General features: G+C 50.3%; 13 protein-coding genes. 1 reads left to right on the top strand and 12 read right to left on the bottom strand.

The window, feature by feature from the left end; all coding sequences use genetic code 11:
• Nucleotides 1–24: 24 nt before the first annotated feature.
• The 9 genes from AC6R10_RS12650 to AC6R10_RS12610 all read right to left on the bottom strand — a co-directional run bounded on the left by AC6R10_RS12650 (nt 25) and on the right by AC6R10_RS12610 (nt 8,790).
• Entirely contained in the window at nt 25–441 is a 417-nt protein-coding gene (locus AC6R10_RS12650; RefSeq protein WP_487901953.1) for a hypothetical protein, read from the bottom strand.
• The gene (locus AC6R10_RS12645; RefSeq protein ID WP_500672443.1) at nt 425–1,444 is read right to left on the bottom strand and encodes a formate dehydrogenase subunit gamma; all 1,020 of its coding nucleotides are present in this window, start codon (nt 1,442–1,444) and stop codon (nt 425–427) included. Before AC6R10_RS12645 ends, AC6R10_RS12650 begins: the two co-directional genes overlap by 17 nt.
• Nucleotides 1,445–1,458: 14 nt before the next feature.
• Nucleotides 1,459–2,067, bottom strand: a complete 609-nt coding sequence (fdh3B, locus tag AC6R10_RS12640) for a formate dehydrogenase FDH3 subunit beta (protein ID WP_334555341.1) — start codon at nt 2,065–2,067, stop codon at nt 1,459–1,461.
• Nucleotides 2,068–2,078: 11 nt separating this feature from the next.
• Nucleotides 2,079–4,934, bottom strand: coding sequence for a formate dehydrogenase subunit alpha (locus tag AC6R10_RS12635; protein WP_500672442.1), 2,856 nt, complete (start codon nt 4,932–4,934; stop codon nt 2,079–2,081).
• An 11-nt stretch (nt 4,935–4,945) separates the two neighbouring features.
• Nucleotides 4,946–5,143 (bottom strand): twin-arginine translocation signal domain-containing protein, encoded by a 198-nt coding sequence (locus tag AC6R10_RS12630; protein WP_334555339.1) that lies wholly within the window; start codon nt 5,141–5,143, stop codon nt 4,946–4,948.
• A gap of 80 nt (nt 5,144–5,223) precedes the next feature.
• A complete protein-coding gene (locus AC6R10_RS12625) occupies nt 5,224–5,865 on the bottom strand; it encodes a TorD/DmsD family molecular chaperone (RefSeq protein WP_500672441.1) in 642 nt (213 codons plus the stop codon).
• A gap of 8 nt (nt 5,866–5,873) precedes the next feature.
• Nucleotides 5,874–7,607, bottom strand: a complete 1,734-nt coding sequence (locus tag AC6R10_RS12620; RefSeq protein ID WP_500672440.1) for a 4Fe-4S dicluster domain-containing protein — start codon at nt 7,605–7,607, stop codon at nt 5,874–5,876.
• Between the two features lie 195 nt (nt 7,608–7,802).
• Complete coding sequence (locus AC6R10_RS12615) at nt 7,803–8,348, bottom strand: DUF3306 domain-containing protein (RefSeq protein ID WP_500672439.1); 546 nt, start codon at nt 8,346–8,348, stop codon at nt 7,803–7,805.
• Nucleotides 8,338–8,790 carry a DUF3305 domain-containing protein gene (locus AC6R10_RS12610; protein WP_334555335.1) on the bottom strand — a complete coding sequence of 151 codons (453 nt, stop codon included), beginning with the start codon at nt 8,788–8,790 and terminating at the stop codon, nt 8,338–8,340. Before AC6R10_RS12610 ends, AC6R10_RS12615 begins: the two co-directional genes overlap by 11 nt.
• 301 nt (nt 8,791–9,091) lie before the next feature.
• On the opposite strand from AC6R10_RS12610, the gene fdhD reads away from it, so the two are divergent.
• Nucleotides 9,092–9,976, top strand: a complete 885-nt coding sequence (fdhD, locus tag AC6R10_RS12605) for a formate dehydrogenase accessory sulfurtransferase FdhD (protein WP_500672438.1) — start codon at nt 9,092–9,094, stop codon at nt 9,974–9,976.
• Between the two features lie 144 nt (nt 9,977–10,120).
• Here fdhD and AC6R10_RS12600 read toward each other — a convergent pair whose 3' ends face one another.
• The 3 genes from AC6R10_RS12600 to AC6R10_RS12590 form a co-directional block, all read right to left on the bottom strand.
• Nucleotides 10,121–11,713, bottom strand: coding sequence for an ABC-F family ATPase (locus AC6R10_RS12600; RefSeq protein WP_500633366.1), 1,593 nt, complete (start codon nt 11,711–11,713; stop codon nt 10,121–10,123).
• Nucleotides 11,714–11,814: 101 nt separating this feature from the next.
• Nucleotides 11,815–13,848: a sensor histidine kinase gene (locus tag AC6R10_RS12595; protein ID WP_500672437.1), complete on the bottom strand. Its 2,034-nt coding sequence runs from the start codon at nt 13,846–13,848 to the stop codon at nt 11,815–11,817.
• Entirely contained in the window at nt 13,841–15,277 is a 1,437-nt protein-coding gene (locus tag AC6R10_RS12590; protein ID WP_500672436.1) for a sigma-54-dependent transcriptional regulator, read from the bottom strand. Before AC6R10_RS12590 ends, AC6R10_RS12595 begins: the two co-directional genes overlap by 8 nt.
• Nucleotides 15,278–15,303 lie beyond the last annotated feature (26 nt).

Below are 15,303 nucleotides of genomic sequence, written 5' to 3'. Positions count from 1 at the left end.
ATATATGTGAATGCCACGTTACCGTTAGAGATTGGGCCCTTTGGAGAAGTGAAACGGTTGATTCTGGCGAAGCAATCGCATGCCCTGTGCCATACGCACAAACCACACTGCAATGGCCACTAAGCCCAAAGCAAAACCGATGTATGGAATCGCATGAGCAATCGAATCTATCCACTGGCTTTTATACCAGTAGTCGTTCACCCCTTTAAGCAAGCCATTGGATGTCGCGACGGTGATGATCAAGACCACAAAATAGGTCAAATTAAGGAAAAACGTTCTGATCAATCCATAGTAGTGTGAATCCACCACCTGTCCATCTTCACCTTTATCGAGTCGATAACCCGCGTACACGATGGCGATCACCCCTGAAATCAAACAGGTAAAGGGAGTGAAGCAACTCAGGATATAGGCGACCCAAATTCCTTTATGCGTTTGGTTCATGCTTATCTCCTTTGTTACCGTCGGGCGTTTTCGTCATAACTTCCTCGTACCACAAGTCATGGTGCTCTTTCGCCCAAGTTTCGTCGACTTCACCCGTGACCATGCCCTCTAGTGCGCCCTCCATACCAAACAGACCGATATAGATGTGGAAGACAAAACCACAAATCAAAATCAGCGCCGCTAAGCCGTGCACGAGATTAGAAAGCTCCATATCGCGGCGAGTTTGACCGAATATTGGAAAATCCAACACCAACCCGCTAAACGCAACCACGGTGCCCACCACGATCAAGAGCCAAAACAGCGCCTTCTCCCCCGCATTTGAAAACTCTGCGGACGGATGGCTACCTTTATGTTTGCCCACCATGCCGCCCAGCTTGAAGAACCAAACCAGATCCACCTTTTTAAACACCGACTTTCGCCACCACTTAACGAGGATGCACAGCAGCAAGAGATAAAAAATAGGGCCAATGTAGTTGTGATACTGCTTCGCAGTGATGATCACCCAGCCCCATAGCTCACTCGGAATATAGGGCTTAAGAAAATGCTTGCCGTAAACCAACATCAAGCCACTAAACGCCAATGTCAGAAAGGTAAAAGCCATACTCCAGTGGAGTGCGCGGTCTAGGCGCGACCAGCGTTTGATCTTTCTGCCTGTACGCGGTGCACTCAACTTAATTGGCCCCATCACTAAGTAGACCAAGGTCACCATCGCAATACTGCCAAATATCGCCACTGCGCCTGCGGGCGACATCCACTTTTCTTTGAGGATGTACCAGGTTTGCCCTGGGGCAGTGATCAGAACGCCATGCTCAGGAAACTGCGAGGTTGTATACCCCGCCTCGCCTTCGCGCACCTGGCGCCAATAATCGGCGCCGGCTAGTTGGGTCATCTCACTTTGTGCCACGTTTGTCTCTTGCTCCGCGTACACTGGCAGAGATACGGCCCACCATGCCGCCATTACTGACAGCATGGTGACCCAAACACGTTTAAAAATAGAACTCATTCTACTCTCCGTGCTCAGCTCTTAGTGGCATCAAAGGCGAGATCATGACCATCGGTCCAACCAGCCCCTTTTGCTCCCCGTTCAACCACACGTTGGCGGAAAATATCAGACACTTTCTCTGCATCGCCCGCCAGCAGTGCTTTGGTTGAACACAATGACGCACACATCGGCAACTTACCTTCCGCAATGCGGTTAGCCCCGTACTTTTGACGCTCTTCTGGCGAGCCTGGCTCTGTTTCCGGTCCGCCTGCACAGAAGGTGCATTTGTCCATTTTGCCACGTTCACCAAACGCTTCCTGTTTTGGAAACTGCGGTGCACCAAATGGGCAAGCAAACAAACAGTAGCCGCAACCAATGCAGAGATCTTTGTTGTGCAGCACGATGCCATCTTCAGTGTGTTCAAAACAATCGGCGGGACACACTGCCATACATGGTGCATCGGTACAGTGCATGCACGCCACCGAAATCGAGTTTTCACCCGGTTCACCATCATTGAGGGTCACAACGCGGCGGCGCTGTATGCCCCACTCTAATGCGTCATCGTTTTCGTTTTTACATGCCGTGACACAGCCGTTACATTCGATGCAGCGTTTGGTGTCACATAGGAATTTCATTCTAGCCATGGGGTAACTCCTTACGCTTTACGAATGTTACAGAGGGTGACTTTGGTTTCCTGCATCTGCGTCACAGGGTCATAACCGTAGGTCGTGGCAATGTTGGCAGACTCACCAATCACATAAGGATCAGAGCCTTCTGGGTAACGACTACGCAGATCTTCGCCTTGGAACTTGCCGCCAAAGTGGAAAGGAATGAACGCCATACCCGGGCGAACTCGGCGCGTTACCATAGCTTTAACATGGATTCGCCCTTTCTCAGCCCCTTCAACCCAAACCATATCGCCATCTTTAAAGCCGAGATCGTTGGCGTCTTTCGGGTTCACCTCAACAAACATCTCTTGTTGCAGCTCTGCCAACCAAGGGTTTGAGCGCGTTTCATCACCGCCACCTTCATACTCGACTAAGCGACCAGAGGTCAAAATAATCGGGTACTCACCGGATTTATCTTGGTCTTGTATGGATTTGTAGAGCGTCGGCAATCGGTAAATCGATTCACTGTCATCCCAAGTTGGGTAATCGGCAACAAGATCACGACGAGGTGTGTAAAGTGGCTCGCGGTGCAGCGGCACGCGATCTGGGAAGGTCCAGACAATCGCTCGTGCTTTCGCATTACCAAATGGAATACATCCGTGGGCGATGGCCACACGTTGAATGCTGCCAGAGAGATCGGTTTTCCAGTTTTTGCCCTCTGCGGCGGCTTTCTCAGCTTCCGTGAGATCGTCCCACCAACCGAGCGATTTCAGCAACTTGTCACTGAACTCAGGGTAGCCATCTTGGATCTCAGAGCCTTTCGAATAGCTGTCTTCTGCCAAAAGGTTTTTGCCCTCAAATTCAACCCCGTAACGGGCGCGGAAGTTACCGCCACCTTGTGCTACTGGCTTGGAGGTATCGTATAGGATGTGTGTGCCTGGGTGCTTCATCTCTGGCGTTCCCCAACATGGCCAAGGGAGTCCGTAGGTTTCACCGTGGATCGGGCCGCCTTCTGCTTCCAATGTGGTTTTGTGGAAGGTGTGCCAGTTTTGTTGGTGCGCCTTCAATCGCTCAGGGCTTTGTCCTGTGTAGCCAATGGTCCACATCCCTTTGTTGAATTCACGCGTGATGTCTTCAATCACAGGCTGATTGTTTTCGACTCGAATGTGTTTAAACAGTTGATCGGCAATACCCAGTTTCTGACTCAATAAATAGATGATTTCATGATCCGGTTTGGATTCGAACAAGGGGTCAACCACTTTATCGCGCCACTGAATCGAGCGGTTTGACGCAGTAACGCTACCATAGGTCTCAAATTGCGTTGTGGCAGGCAGCAGATAGACGCCATCGGTGCGATCGTTCATTACGGCTGCGACGGTTGGGTATGGATCGACAATCACCATCATGTCGAGCTTTTTCATCGCCTGACGCATCTCAACGCCACGGGTTTGCGAGTTGACCGCGTGTCCCCAGTAGAACATGGCGCGAATGTTGTCGTTTTGCTCGATGTTCTCTTTGTTTTCCAGTACACCATCAATCCAGCGTGATACTGGGATCCCCATGTTGTTCATCGGTTTCTGACCGCGATACTCGTTTTGATCGAAGCGATTCTTCACCCAGTCAAAATCCAAATCCCATACGCGCGCCCAATGTTGCCATGCTCCATCAGCGAGACCGTAATACCCGGGAAGAGTGTGCGACAAAACGCCAAGGTCCGTCGCACCTTGCACGTTATCGTGCCCGCGGAAAATGTTAGCGCCGCCGCCAGATTTACCCATATTACCCAGTGCCAGCTCTAATACACAGTAAGCACGAGTGTTGTTGTTACCTGTGGTGTGTTGAGTTCCGCCCATACACCAAACCACGCAGCCAGGTCGATTTTCAGAGAGCAGTTTCGCCGTCTGATAAACATCCGCTTCACTGACTCCCGTCACACGTTCGACTTCGGCTGGCGTCCATTTGGCGACTTCCTGACGGATTTCGTCCATACCAAACACGCGTTGACGAATGAACTCTTTATCTTCCCACTGATTAGCGAACACGTGCCATAAGATGCCCCAAATAAAAGCAACGTCCGAGCCCGGTCGCAGAGAAACGTAGTGATCCGACTTCGCTGCGGTGCGCGTTCTACGCGGGTCAGCGACGACAATCTTGCAGTTGTTCTTCTCTTTGGCGATTAGGATATGCTGCATCGCTACAGGATGCGCTTCCGCTGGGTTAGAGCCGATAAACAGCATCGACTTACAGTTGTGCATATCATTGAAGGAGTTGGTCATCGCGCCGTAGCCCCAAGTATTGGCTACACCGGCGACCGTCGTTGAGTGACAAATACGCGCTTGGTGGTCGACGTTGTTGGTTCCCCACAGAGACGCCATTTTACGGAACATGTAAGCTTGTTCGTTATTGTGCTTGGCGCTGCCAAGGAAATAGACCGAATCTGGGCCCGACTGCTCTCTAATAGACAAGCACTGATCACCAATTTCGTTGATCGCTTGCTCCCATGACAACTTCTTCCATTTGCCATTTTCAAGCTTCATTGGGTACTTTAATCGGCGCTCACCATGACCGTGCTCTCGCAGCGCTGCCCCTTTTGCGCAGTGACCGCCGGCGTTAAACGGGTGATCGAACGCTGGCTCTTGCCCTGTCCATACGCCGTTTTGTACTTCGGCGTAAATACCGCAACCCACAGAGCAGTGCGAACAAATCGTGCGTTTTACTTCGGTTTTCGCCTCAGGATCAACCGCTTTCGCTTCGGCTTTTTTCATCATTCCCGGGGTGAAGAGACACGCGCCCGCCACTGCACCACCTGCGGCGAGCGAGCTATTTTTCATAAAGGCGCGGCGAGAAATACCCAGCGGATTATTTTGCTGGCTGACCGTATCGGAGCGTTTGGTTAGTTTCATCGTCTTCACTCCTATAGCGTGTCGTAGTAATCGCGCACGTGCTGCGTTTCACGATAGCCAGCTTTGGTTGGCTCGCTCGCTGTAACACCGCTCTCTTTTGCCTCTACGGCTTGACTGGTTCCGGCGACAACCGCACCGACAACGGCGGCACTGGCCACGCCTTTAAGCAGGTCGCGGCGTCCATTATCCACTTCACTTTTGTTTTTCATTTTGCTTCCTTACCTTATTGGTATTGAGAGAGTCACTCTGTTGTCGTGCCCTCTCTTATTCCTGAGTTCAGACCAAATCTCTATAGAGAACTCGGTCCATACTCGGTGGCATCTTTAACTTCAATTCGTGTACTGGTGTGATGATCTGGCGAGCGCGTAAAACGCACCTGCTCGACAGTGAGAAAAGCGCTTATCAATAGAGCGACACTCCGATAAAACTGGGCGTGCTTTGCTTCATTCAGTTGCTCGGTAAACAGATGAAACCAAGGCGCAATATGGTCGTTAAAAAACTGTTGCTGCGTCACTTCATCATGCGGAACCAGCATCGCCATGACTTCACACAATGCTGCGAGGTGATCCTCGGGCTCTTTAACATGGCTGTCGCGTTCGAATCCGAGTTTGGCTAGCGTCTGACGCAGCTCTGCCAACGGTTTCTCCATCAATGAGCCTGTGAGGTGCCAAGAGGCAAACGGCACCACTTCGCCTCGGCCAATACCGATAAAAAGCTCAAAGAACTCATCTTCAAGTTGGCTTGGCTCGACGTGCTTTGCTGCGCTGTTGAGTGATTGCCACGCCTTAACCATGTCGTTGTTCGCAGGCTCGGTCTCTAACTCTCGCAAAAAGTTCAACATCGGCTCATTGGGGCACTGGCGCAGCAAGGTTGCAATCAATAGATACACTTCTGCGCGCGGGGATGGATGAGGGTCCATTGTCGTTTCCATTTGAAATCCTAATAGTTGAGCTGTTGCATCGGGTCGTTCGCCATCGACTCAAACATATCGACGACACGACAATCTTCACACATGGCAATACGATTGATTGCTGCTTGATCGGTGAAATGTGAGTGACCCTGTAACTTGGATTGCAGCATGTCTATCATAGATTGAGGAGCAAACGGCTTTTCACAGCGCAGACACTTGGCCGCCGGTTCTTGGTGAATGATTTTGACGCTCTCTCTCTCTTGCTTATTCCAGTTCATGCGCGCTTCTAACTCAATCGCGCCCTCTGGACACGCTTTTTCACACAAGCCGCACTGCACGCAATCTTGCTCGACAAACTGCAAAGAGGGCGATTGACCGTTGGTATGCAGAGCGCGAGTAGGACACACCGCCACACAGCTCATGCAAGAGGTACACTTAGTGCTGTCACACTTCACTTGACCATAAGGCGCATGAGCAGGAACATCAGCGATAACCTGGCTTGGCGGGTAGTGCTGCGCGAGGGCATCTAAACAGCTAAACAGACGCTGACGTTTGTTGCCGCTGATCTCACCCAGAGAGATGCTTAACGGCTCGGTAATCAACGTTGGTGTCGTGCTGCGTAGTGACTCGATATAGAGCAGCTCAATACGCGAGGTCTCAATTCCTAGCTGTGCAAGAAAGCGTTGAGCAGTGTCAATTTCACTATTGAGTACGCGCAATATGGTTTGCGGCATGTGCTGACTGACGGCAAACAACACTTGGCAAGCGCCGTTGTTCAATGCCGCAAACCACGTATCGATACCGACGCTGGCGATCTCTTCCAACTCGACGGGAATAACATTGTCGGGTAGCTGCTTAAGCGCCATGACGTTGTAACTTTCATGGCGTTCACTGCAAAATAAAAGGACGGGCGCTTGGCCGTTGTGCTTGCGGTAGTTGGCCAATAGACGCTCAACAAACGTCTGCGTTTGTGTTGGGTTAGGTAGCGCGTAATGAATGGCTTCCGTCGGGCAACTGGTTGCACAGGTGCCAACCCCTTGGCAGAGAAACGGATTAATCTCTATCTTATGCCCTGTCTTCTCACTCCCTTGGCTGGAAAGTGCGCCTGCCGGGCAGGCATCGACACAGCGCTCACACCCTTTTACTCCTCGTGAGCTGTGCGCGCACAAGTCGGTATCGAGACGAAAATATTTAGGCTTATCAAAGGTGCCTTTTAAGGTCGGGATCTCTTCAAGCGCTTGAGTCAGTTTGGGGTAACCTCGGCCTACAGGGTAATAACCCGGCACTGGCACTTCTTCACTCATGCAACTGCTTAAGCAAAGATCAAGCACAATATCGAATTGACTGCGGCCCAGTGTTGCAGCAGCGAGATTGCTTTCGCCGCCTTTACTCTCGATCATCACCTCAAATGCACCAAGAAACCCACTCACTCGCACGCTGCGAGTAAAGTAAAGGGATGGATGCGTGCCCGCTTCTCCGTCGGTAGAGAGCAAAGTGACGCTGCCCATCATGGTTAACTGCTCGGCAGCGCTCTCGATAATGGCGGTTGGGCCAATGATCAACGTATCGCCTTGGCTTTCGTAACTGACGGTGGGTGGGATGAGATTGGCTAGCTCAACCGTGCTTTGAATAGCGGCGGCGCGTGCTAGGCCATTGACTGACTGATTTTGTTCGAGCAGTTGCGTTAAGCCAAGTTCGCAAGGTAGGTGTTGACCTCCCCCACCTTGCGCCGGGTGACTGCTCACGTGTGTGTGATCATGCATTGCTGCGTTCCAGTGTTTTATTATCGTTTTATTTTGATGGAACAGAGCAAAGCAAATGCCATACCAAAAAATAATTTCAAATTAATCAGTAAATTAGCGCTAGTTTTTAAACGGGTAGTGCTGATTAGCTAAAGACCATAAAAAAGGTGAGACAATTTGTCTCACCTTTTCTTTATCCCTTGGTCAAAATGTCCCTCATTCCAATGTGGGATCTTTTGTCCCACTCACATTGACGGGATCTGCGGTCTCTTGGATCTCTTCATCCGAATGCGTGTTAAGATCAGAGCATGACGTGTCTGTTTGCACCACTTGCGACGGTTCTTCTATCGGGTCGATAGTGGAAGCCTTATCTTGCTCACCCATCCAGTCACGCAATTGATTGACCACATCGCTGGATAAGCTCTTGACCGCCTTAAAGTTATGATCGTAATCATTGAGATTATCGACTTCACTAAAGGCGCCGGATTGAAACAGTTGTCTTAGCGCGAGCTTTTTTATGCTCTGCTCTGCATCTGATGACAACAGTGCGGCGATGTCCCCTGAGGACTCATCGAGAGAATGATGTGACGAACTACCCGGCGCTGACGTATCTTGCTTCGCCTCAACACCACTGATCGACGGCTGTGCTCCGCTATCGTCCGAATCTTGGGCCTCTGAATCGGACGGTAAGACAGGTTGAGCCTCCTCTCTCACGTCCTCGAGTTTGCGCTGGGACCAACGCTGTAAAAAACTACTTGCCACTGGCTCGCCCTGCTCCTTTGCGTTTCTTACGTCTCACTTCGAGTAGCTCGCCGTGTCGGCCGATAAACGCCTCCATCCACGCTTGGACGGGCAGAGGCATGGCGTTGGAAAGCACGAGGTAATCGCCATCCATGTATTGCCCCGCAACACTTTGTGAAGCAGTGATCATTACAATTTTTGGCGTTTCATCGCTTTCCATAACATCCAATATTAAGAATAACTTGGGTTGCTGAGCGCTTAAGTTGAATCGATAGTCCGTGCGCTCATCTTTAAATAAGCGCAACGTGCTAACAAATGGCTCTCCGGAGGCGGGGCTGAGCTCAAACTCCTTGAGTTGCCATTGAGTGGTTGACCAAATCCCAGTTGAAATTTCATGCGACACCAATCGGCTCGCGATGGGCCAGCTATCCTCGGTTTTAATTCGATGTATTGAGTTTGACATGGTTCACCAGCGTATCATTGTTATCAGCCCATTCGAGAAAACGAATGGCGCTCGTATTATCTATTCGCCTGACAAGACGTGTTTCCTAGCCACTATTGATTCCTTAAAGGACGCGTCTTAAAGAACGAACAGTAAAATAACGCTTTGCAAATATCGTACCTAGCGTTGATGTGTGCGCCAAGAGACAAGATGCCTCAGTCGCTCTAATAACATAGACAACAGAATGCACATCAATCGTACTTAATGAGGCTGAGTATTCAAAATATTGATCTCACTAGAGTTTGGGAACGCAAATTGCTATATGTTTGTCTCAACAACAATACAAACCCATGCGAAAGGCCGTGTCGACGTGAAACCCAACATCATTAAAACCCAACCCAACCCTCAGCAAACGATTGAAGTCGACGTTTATGACGAGTACGGAGAGAAACTCGTTAAGCAGATCGCCTGTGAGCGTCCGTTGACTGTGATGCTCAATTGGAAAGAAGTGGTTACGCTGATGACACTCGGTTCAAGACCCGAATCGTTAGTATTGGGTTATTTGAAAAACCAGAGTTTCCTCACTGACCCGGACGCGATTGAGTCGGTAATCATCGATTGGGAAACGCACACCGCTGCGGTGGTAACCAAAGAGGATATTGAACACGTTGAAGCTGCGCTAAAGAAAAAGACCGTCACGTCGGGCTGCGGTCAAGGCACCATGTATGGCAATGTCATGAAGCAACTTGAGGGGTATCAAGTCCCGCAAATCTCGATCAAGCAAAGCGCTATCTACCAAGCCCTAGAAGCGCTCACCCATTTCAATGATACCTACAAAAAAGCCGGCGCGGTGCATGGTTGCGCGATTTGTCAGGGCGATCAGGTGCTCTCTTTTGTCGAAGATGTGGGCAGGCACAATGCGGTAGACACATTGGCGGGAGAAATGTGGATCAATCAAGAGTCCGGCGAGGATAAAATCTTCTATACCACGGGTCGCTTGACGTCTGAGATGGTGATTAAAGTCGCGCAAATGGGCATTCCTGTGCTGCTCTCGCGCTCTGGCGTCACACAAATGGGGTTAGAGCTTGCTGAGCAGTTTGGCATCACTACCATTGCGCGCGCCAAAGGGCTGCGCTTTCAGGTCTTTACCGGCGCGCAAAAAATGGTGTTTGATGTCAAAGGGGAAACGAGCAGCGGGACGCGTTAAGACTCTAAATCTTCTAAGCAACATCAATCAACGCGACCTACAAAAAACGGCCGCCTCAGGATGCTTTATATCGAAAGAGTACCTGAAGCGGCCGTTATCATTCATCTAGGATGGCATTGATGATGTCATCCTAGGGATCGTTCATTAGCCATCGATGCCTTTGGCTTTCAAGAACTCAGCGTAAGTGCCTTTGAAGTCAGTGATCTTACCGTCTTTGAGTTCGATGATTCGTGTCGCCAAAGAGTCAACAAAGACGCGGTCGTGCGAGACGAAGAACAAGGTGCCCTTGTACTGCTCTAGCGCATTGTTGAGTGACTCGATCGATTCCATGTCCATATGGTTGGTAGGCTCATCCATCAACAACATGTTGGGTTTGTGCATCATCAATTTACCCAACAACATGCGGCCTTGTTCACCACCAGAGAGCACTTTGACGGACTTTTTGATGTCATCTTGTGAAAACAACATACGGCCTAAGAAGCTGCGAATCACTTGCTCGTCGTCACCCTCTTGTCGCCATTGACCCATCCACTCCATCAAGTTCATGTCTTCTTCAAAGTCATGCGCATGATCTTGGGCGTAGTAACCAAGGTTTGAGTTTTCAGACCACTTATAAGTCCCCGATTTCGGCTCAAGGACGCCAGCAAGCGTGTTGAGCAAAGTGGTTTTACCCACACCGTTTTCACCGATAATCGCGACGCGTTCGCCCACTTCAAAAATCGCATTGAAGTTTTCAAACAGCATGGATTCAAAACCTTGGCTAAGGTTTTCCACTTCCAATGCATTTCGGAACAGCTCTTTTGATTGCTCAAAACGGATGAACGGGTTTTGGCGGCTTGATGCTTTGACTTCTTGCAATTGAATCTTATCAATTTGCTTCGCGCGAGAGGTTGCCTGCTTCGCTTTTGAAGCGTTGGCAGAGAAGCGCGCGACGAAGGTTTGCAGCTCGGCAATTTGCGCTTTCTTCTTCGCATTGTCCGCCAATAGACGTTCACGCGCCTGCATGGCAGCCATCATGTATTCATCGTAGTTACCCGGGTAGACACGCAGTTCGCCGTAATCGAGATCCGCCATATGCGTACAGACAGAGTTAAGGAAGTGACGGTCGTGCGAGATGATGATCATGGTGCAGTTACGCTGGTTGAGCGTCTCTTCCAACCAACGAATGGTGTCGATGTCCAAGTTGTTGGTTGGTTCGTCAAGCAACATGATGTGCGGGTCAGCAAACAGTACCTGAGCCAACAGCACACGCAGTTTCCAGCCTGGGGCAATGTCGCTCATCAAACCGTAATGTTGCTCTTCAGGAATGCCCACTGCGAGTAGCAATTCACCCGCTTTGGCATCGGCCATGTAACCGTCCATTTCAGCAAATTGAACTTCCAGATCGGCTACCAGCATGCCTTCTTCTTCGGTCATTTCTGGCAAGGCGTAGATACGATCGCGCTCTTTTTTCACCGTCCAAAGCTCTTTGTAACCCATGATCACGGTATCAATCACAGTGAACTCTTCATAGGCGAACTGGTCCTGGTTCAGTTTAGCAACGCGCTCATTCGGGTCGTAGCTGACGTTACCACCCGTTGGCTCTAGCTCACCACTGAGGATTTTCATAAAGGTTGATTTGCCACATCCATTCGCGCCAATCAAGCCATAGCGGTTACCTTCGCCAAACTTTACCGAGATATTTTCAAACAGCGGCTTAGCACCAAATTGCTGCGTGATGTTGTTGGTGGATATCACAATCGTTACCTTATTTTTTGAAACCGTTAAAAACGGCGCCACACTACTTGCTCAAGGCGGCAACTGCAAGCCTTTTACCGCTTTTCCTTTCGTGTGATGCTTTATAGGGTGGCGACCTTGATACCGTTGTCCGCTTTACACGGTAGATGAAGACTAAAGCAGCTGCCTTTTCCTAGTGTTGATGTGACTGAGATCTCGCCGCCCGTTTGGCTAAGTAAACTTTGCGAGACCGACAGCCCAAGGCCAGTGCCTTCGCGTTTGGTGGTGTAGAAAGGCGAGAAAATACGCGTTACATTTTCTGGCTTGATGCCGCAGCCGTGATCCTCGACTTGAATGACGACGCCAAGGATCTGCCCCTGTTCTTGCCAATCGTGACTGCGGATTATCAGCGTCCCTTCCCCTTGCATCGCATGAATGCCGTTCATCTGTAGGTTCACCAAGATTTGCAGTAGATGATGTCGATTCACTTCAACCGGCGTGTGTGCACAAAGCTCGGTCTCAAAGGTCACTTGGCGCTTTTTACTGCCCGTCTTGACTAGGGTAATGCTCTCTTCAATGATGGGATTAACATGCTGCCAGGTGATTTCGTCTTGCACGCCGCCCTGGCGACTGTATTGCAACAAACTGCGAGTAATATTTCGGATCCGATCAATTTGACCGTGAATCGCCACTATTTCATCGTTGACTCGATGGGCTTCCTGACCGAGTTCAAATTGAATCAACTCAATATTGCCAAGTATCACCGCAGTTGGGTTGTTGATCTCGTGCGCGATGCCCGCGGTTAACTCCCCGAGCGCCGCCAGCTTCTCCCTGACCACCAGCTTATCGCGGGTTTGGTTGAGTAATTGGATATGCAGCTCCAGTTGTTGCGTCTTCTCTTCTAAACTGGCCGTGCGTTGACGCACCTGACCTTCTAACTCGTTCGCCGCCATCTCGAGCTGGCGTTTTTGTTTCTCAAGCAAGTCCAGCATATTGTCAAATTGCTTGGCCAGTTGCGCCAGCTCGTGGTTTTCGTCAAGCCCTAAATCGCCAATGCGGGTCTCCTTACCCAGTTGAATCCATTTGACGACACGGTGAATGTGCTCGATAGGTTTGAACAAGTCGCGTGAGCCACGATAGACCATCATCCCAGACCCGATCAAAAGCAGCACGGTAATGATCGACACTTCAGCAATGTTGGTCATGTAGGTCATGACAAATGGCCACAGCAAGTAACCGGTATACAGCATGCCAATCACGTTATCGTATTGATCGCGCAGTGGCTGATAGGCGGTGATGTACCAAGCGTCATAAACAAAGGCCAAATTGACCCACTCTTGTCCGTCCTCAAGCACGCTTTGGCGCACTTCATTAGACACGCGCGTGCCGATGGCGCGGCCGAGGCGGTCTTCACTATCGAGCGGTACATTGGTGCTGACGCGGATATCATCAAGAAACAGGGTCAAGGTGCCAACCGGCCTTAAGGCATCTTGTTTGGTTGGATAAATGAGATCGCGAATTTGATCGACCAGAACGGTACTGTTGTTGAGCAGTAACCCGCCGTCTAGAAACCCCATCAGATCGCCCTGATCATCATGAATCGGTACCACAGTACGACTGACCAGCCCCTCTCTCACAATATCGTCACTGCCAAGAATGGGCACTTGAGCGCGATTTTTCAGATCGCCGCCGAGCATCTCAAGCTCTTGTTTTGACAACAGGTCAAAAAAGGATTCGCGCCGCGTGAGATCAAGAAAACGGAACTTATCTTCAATCGTATCGACACTGTGAAATCGCAAAAAATCGAGTTGGTAATCGCGCTTTTTTCTCGCCACCCATGAAATAAAATCGGCGTTGTTTTGATGCAGAGAGAGACGCTTGGATAAACGCACACGAAATTGGTAAGAATCAGCAAAGGCTTTAACGTGATTGGCTTGCTTCTCTTGAATCAGTTCGATGCTGTTGTTGGCCACGCCAAGTCGCTCAGAGACATCCACCAACGCGCTCTGCCAAGTGTATTGAATAGACCAGTAGATGGTAATGCCAATCAAGGCAATTAACGTCAGAGCGATAGGCGCGGAGGTCAAAAACATCAACCGATAGCGCACCATACTCTGAAAACGGCGTCGCCACTTATAACTGAGGCGATTAGACATGGTCAGAGTCTTCCCACTCTTTAAACTTGCGTTCAAGCGTTTTTCTCGCCACACCCAAATCGCGCGCCGCTGCGGATTTATTGCCGTCATACAACTCGACCACTTGGCAAATATGCGCCTTTTCTACCTCTTTGAGTGACCAGTTATTGGGGTAACCGGTGGGCGGATTATCACTACCAAAGTCAATCAGCTCACTGCCGGTCGATACATTGACACTGATCGCGCTGTGCACAGGCAGAGTGTCGGTCTCTCGCCAATAGTGCGCGGGGGGCTTACCGAGCAAAATGCAGCGCTCGATGACGTTTTTCAACTCACGTATGTTGCCGGGCCAATCGTAATCATTCAGTGCGACGATGTCTTCATGCGCCCACTTAGGATCGGGAATACCAAGTTCAGAGGCCAACATGCGCGTGAAGAAAGGGATCAATTCAATAAGGTCGAGTTTCCGCTGACGAAGTGGCGCCACGTCAATTTTCAGTACATTTAGGCGATAATAGAGATCCGCGCGAAATTGCCCTTTTTCGACCTCCTCTTGCAAGTTGCGGTTGGTGGCGGCGACAACGCGCACATCCACCGTGATCTCTCGCTCGCTACCGACCGGACGTATGGTTCGTTGTTCGAGTACCCGCAGCAGCGCCGATTGCATAGAGAGCGGCATCTCACCAATTTCATCTAAAAACAGTGTGCCGCCATTGGCCACGCGAAACAGGCCTTCTCGGTTTTTCTTTGCACCGGTAAACGCGCCCGAGGTATGGCCGAACAACTCACTTTCTAATAGCTCAGGTGCAATCGCGCCGCAGTTCACCGGCACAAACGGCCCACTGCGTTGACTGGCTTCATGCACCCCCCTTGCGACCAACTCCTTACCCGTACCCGACTCACCCTCGATAAGAACAGAAGCGCGAGACGGCGCGAACTGAGCGATCAATTGTTTCAGTTGCTTGGTTTTTTCTGATCCGCCGACAATGTCGGTTTTAATGTGCCGTGCAACATCGCGCTTCAGCGCGTATTGATGACGCTCTGCTAAACGCTTATTCATACAGCGCTGCACCGCGGCAAGCATCTGTTCTAAGTTAAACGGTTTGAGAATGAAATCAGACGCGCCGAGTTTTAACGCGCTGATTGCCGTATCGAGATCCGCATAGCCAGTCATAAAAATCACGTCGGCACGTTTATCGTCGTCATCAAACGCTTCTTCCCACTCAATCCCGGATCTCCCCGGCAAATTGATGTCGAGAATGATCAGATCAAAATGGTGTTGGCTGCGCAGTCCCTCTGCCTCCTCAATGCTTCCAGCACAGTCGACGCGAGTGAACCATTTACTCAAGGCTTTTTTTAATATCGCCTGCATGCCCTCTTCATCGTCAACGACAAGAACCGAAAAGGCATGGTATTGATTGGCTTTTTGCATATCGAGTGAACTTGGCATAACCGCAGTGTCTGTGTTGGGTATCA

The organism is Vibrio sp. R12-SG2-ISO1, from assembly GCF_059834045.1.
The sequence above is the reverse complement of the archived record's forward strand: the minus strand, read 5'-3'. Positions and strand labels throughout refer to the sequence as shown.

Bases quoted from the DNA above. Each gene is read 5' to 3' on its own strand.
- AC6R10_RS12650 (WP_487901953.1), bottom strand. From the start codon at position 441: ATGAACCAAACGCATAAAGGAATTTGGGTCGCCTATATCCTGAGTTGC.
- AC6R10_RS12645 (WP_500672443.1), bottom strand. From the start codon at position 1,444: ATGAGTTCTATTTTTAAACGTGTTTGGGTCACCATGCTGTCAGTAATG.
- fdh3B (WP_334555341.1), bottom strand. From the start codon at position 2,067: ATGGCTAGAATGAAATTCCTATGTGACACCAAACGCTGCATCGAATGT.
- AC6R10_RS12635 (WP_500672442.1), bottom strand. From the start codon at position 4,934: ATGAAACTAACCAAACGCTCCGATACGGTCAGCCAGCAAAATAATCCG.
- AC6R10_RS12630 (WP_334555339.1), bottom strand. From the start codon at position 5,143: ATGAAAAACAAAAGTGAAGTGGATAATGGACGCCGCGACCTGCTTAAA.
- AC6R10_RS12625 (WP_500672441.1), bottom strand. From the start codon at position 5,865: ATGGAAACGACAATGGACCCTCATCCATCCCCGCGCGCAGAAGTGTAT.
- AC6R10_RS12620 (WP_500672440.1), bottom strand. From the start codon at position 7,607: ATGCATGATCACACACACGTGAGCAGTCACCCGGCGCAAGGTGGGGGA.
- AC6R10_RS12610 (WP_334555335.1), bottom strand. From the start codon at position 8,790: ATGTCAAACTCAATACATCGAATTAAAACCGAGGATAGCTGGCCCATC.
- fdhD (WP_500672438.1), top strand. From the start codon at position 9,092: ATGTTTGTCTCAACAACAATACAAACCCATGCGAAAGGCCGTGTCGAC.
- AC6R10_RS12595 (WP_500672437.1), bottom strand. From the start codon at position 13,848: ATGTCTAATCGCCTCAGTTATAAGTGGCGACGCCGTTTTCAGAGTATG.
- AC6R10_RS12590 (WP_500672436.1), bottom strand. From the start codon at position 15,277: ATGCCAAGTTCACTCGATATGCAAAAAGCCAATCAATACCATGCCTTT.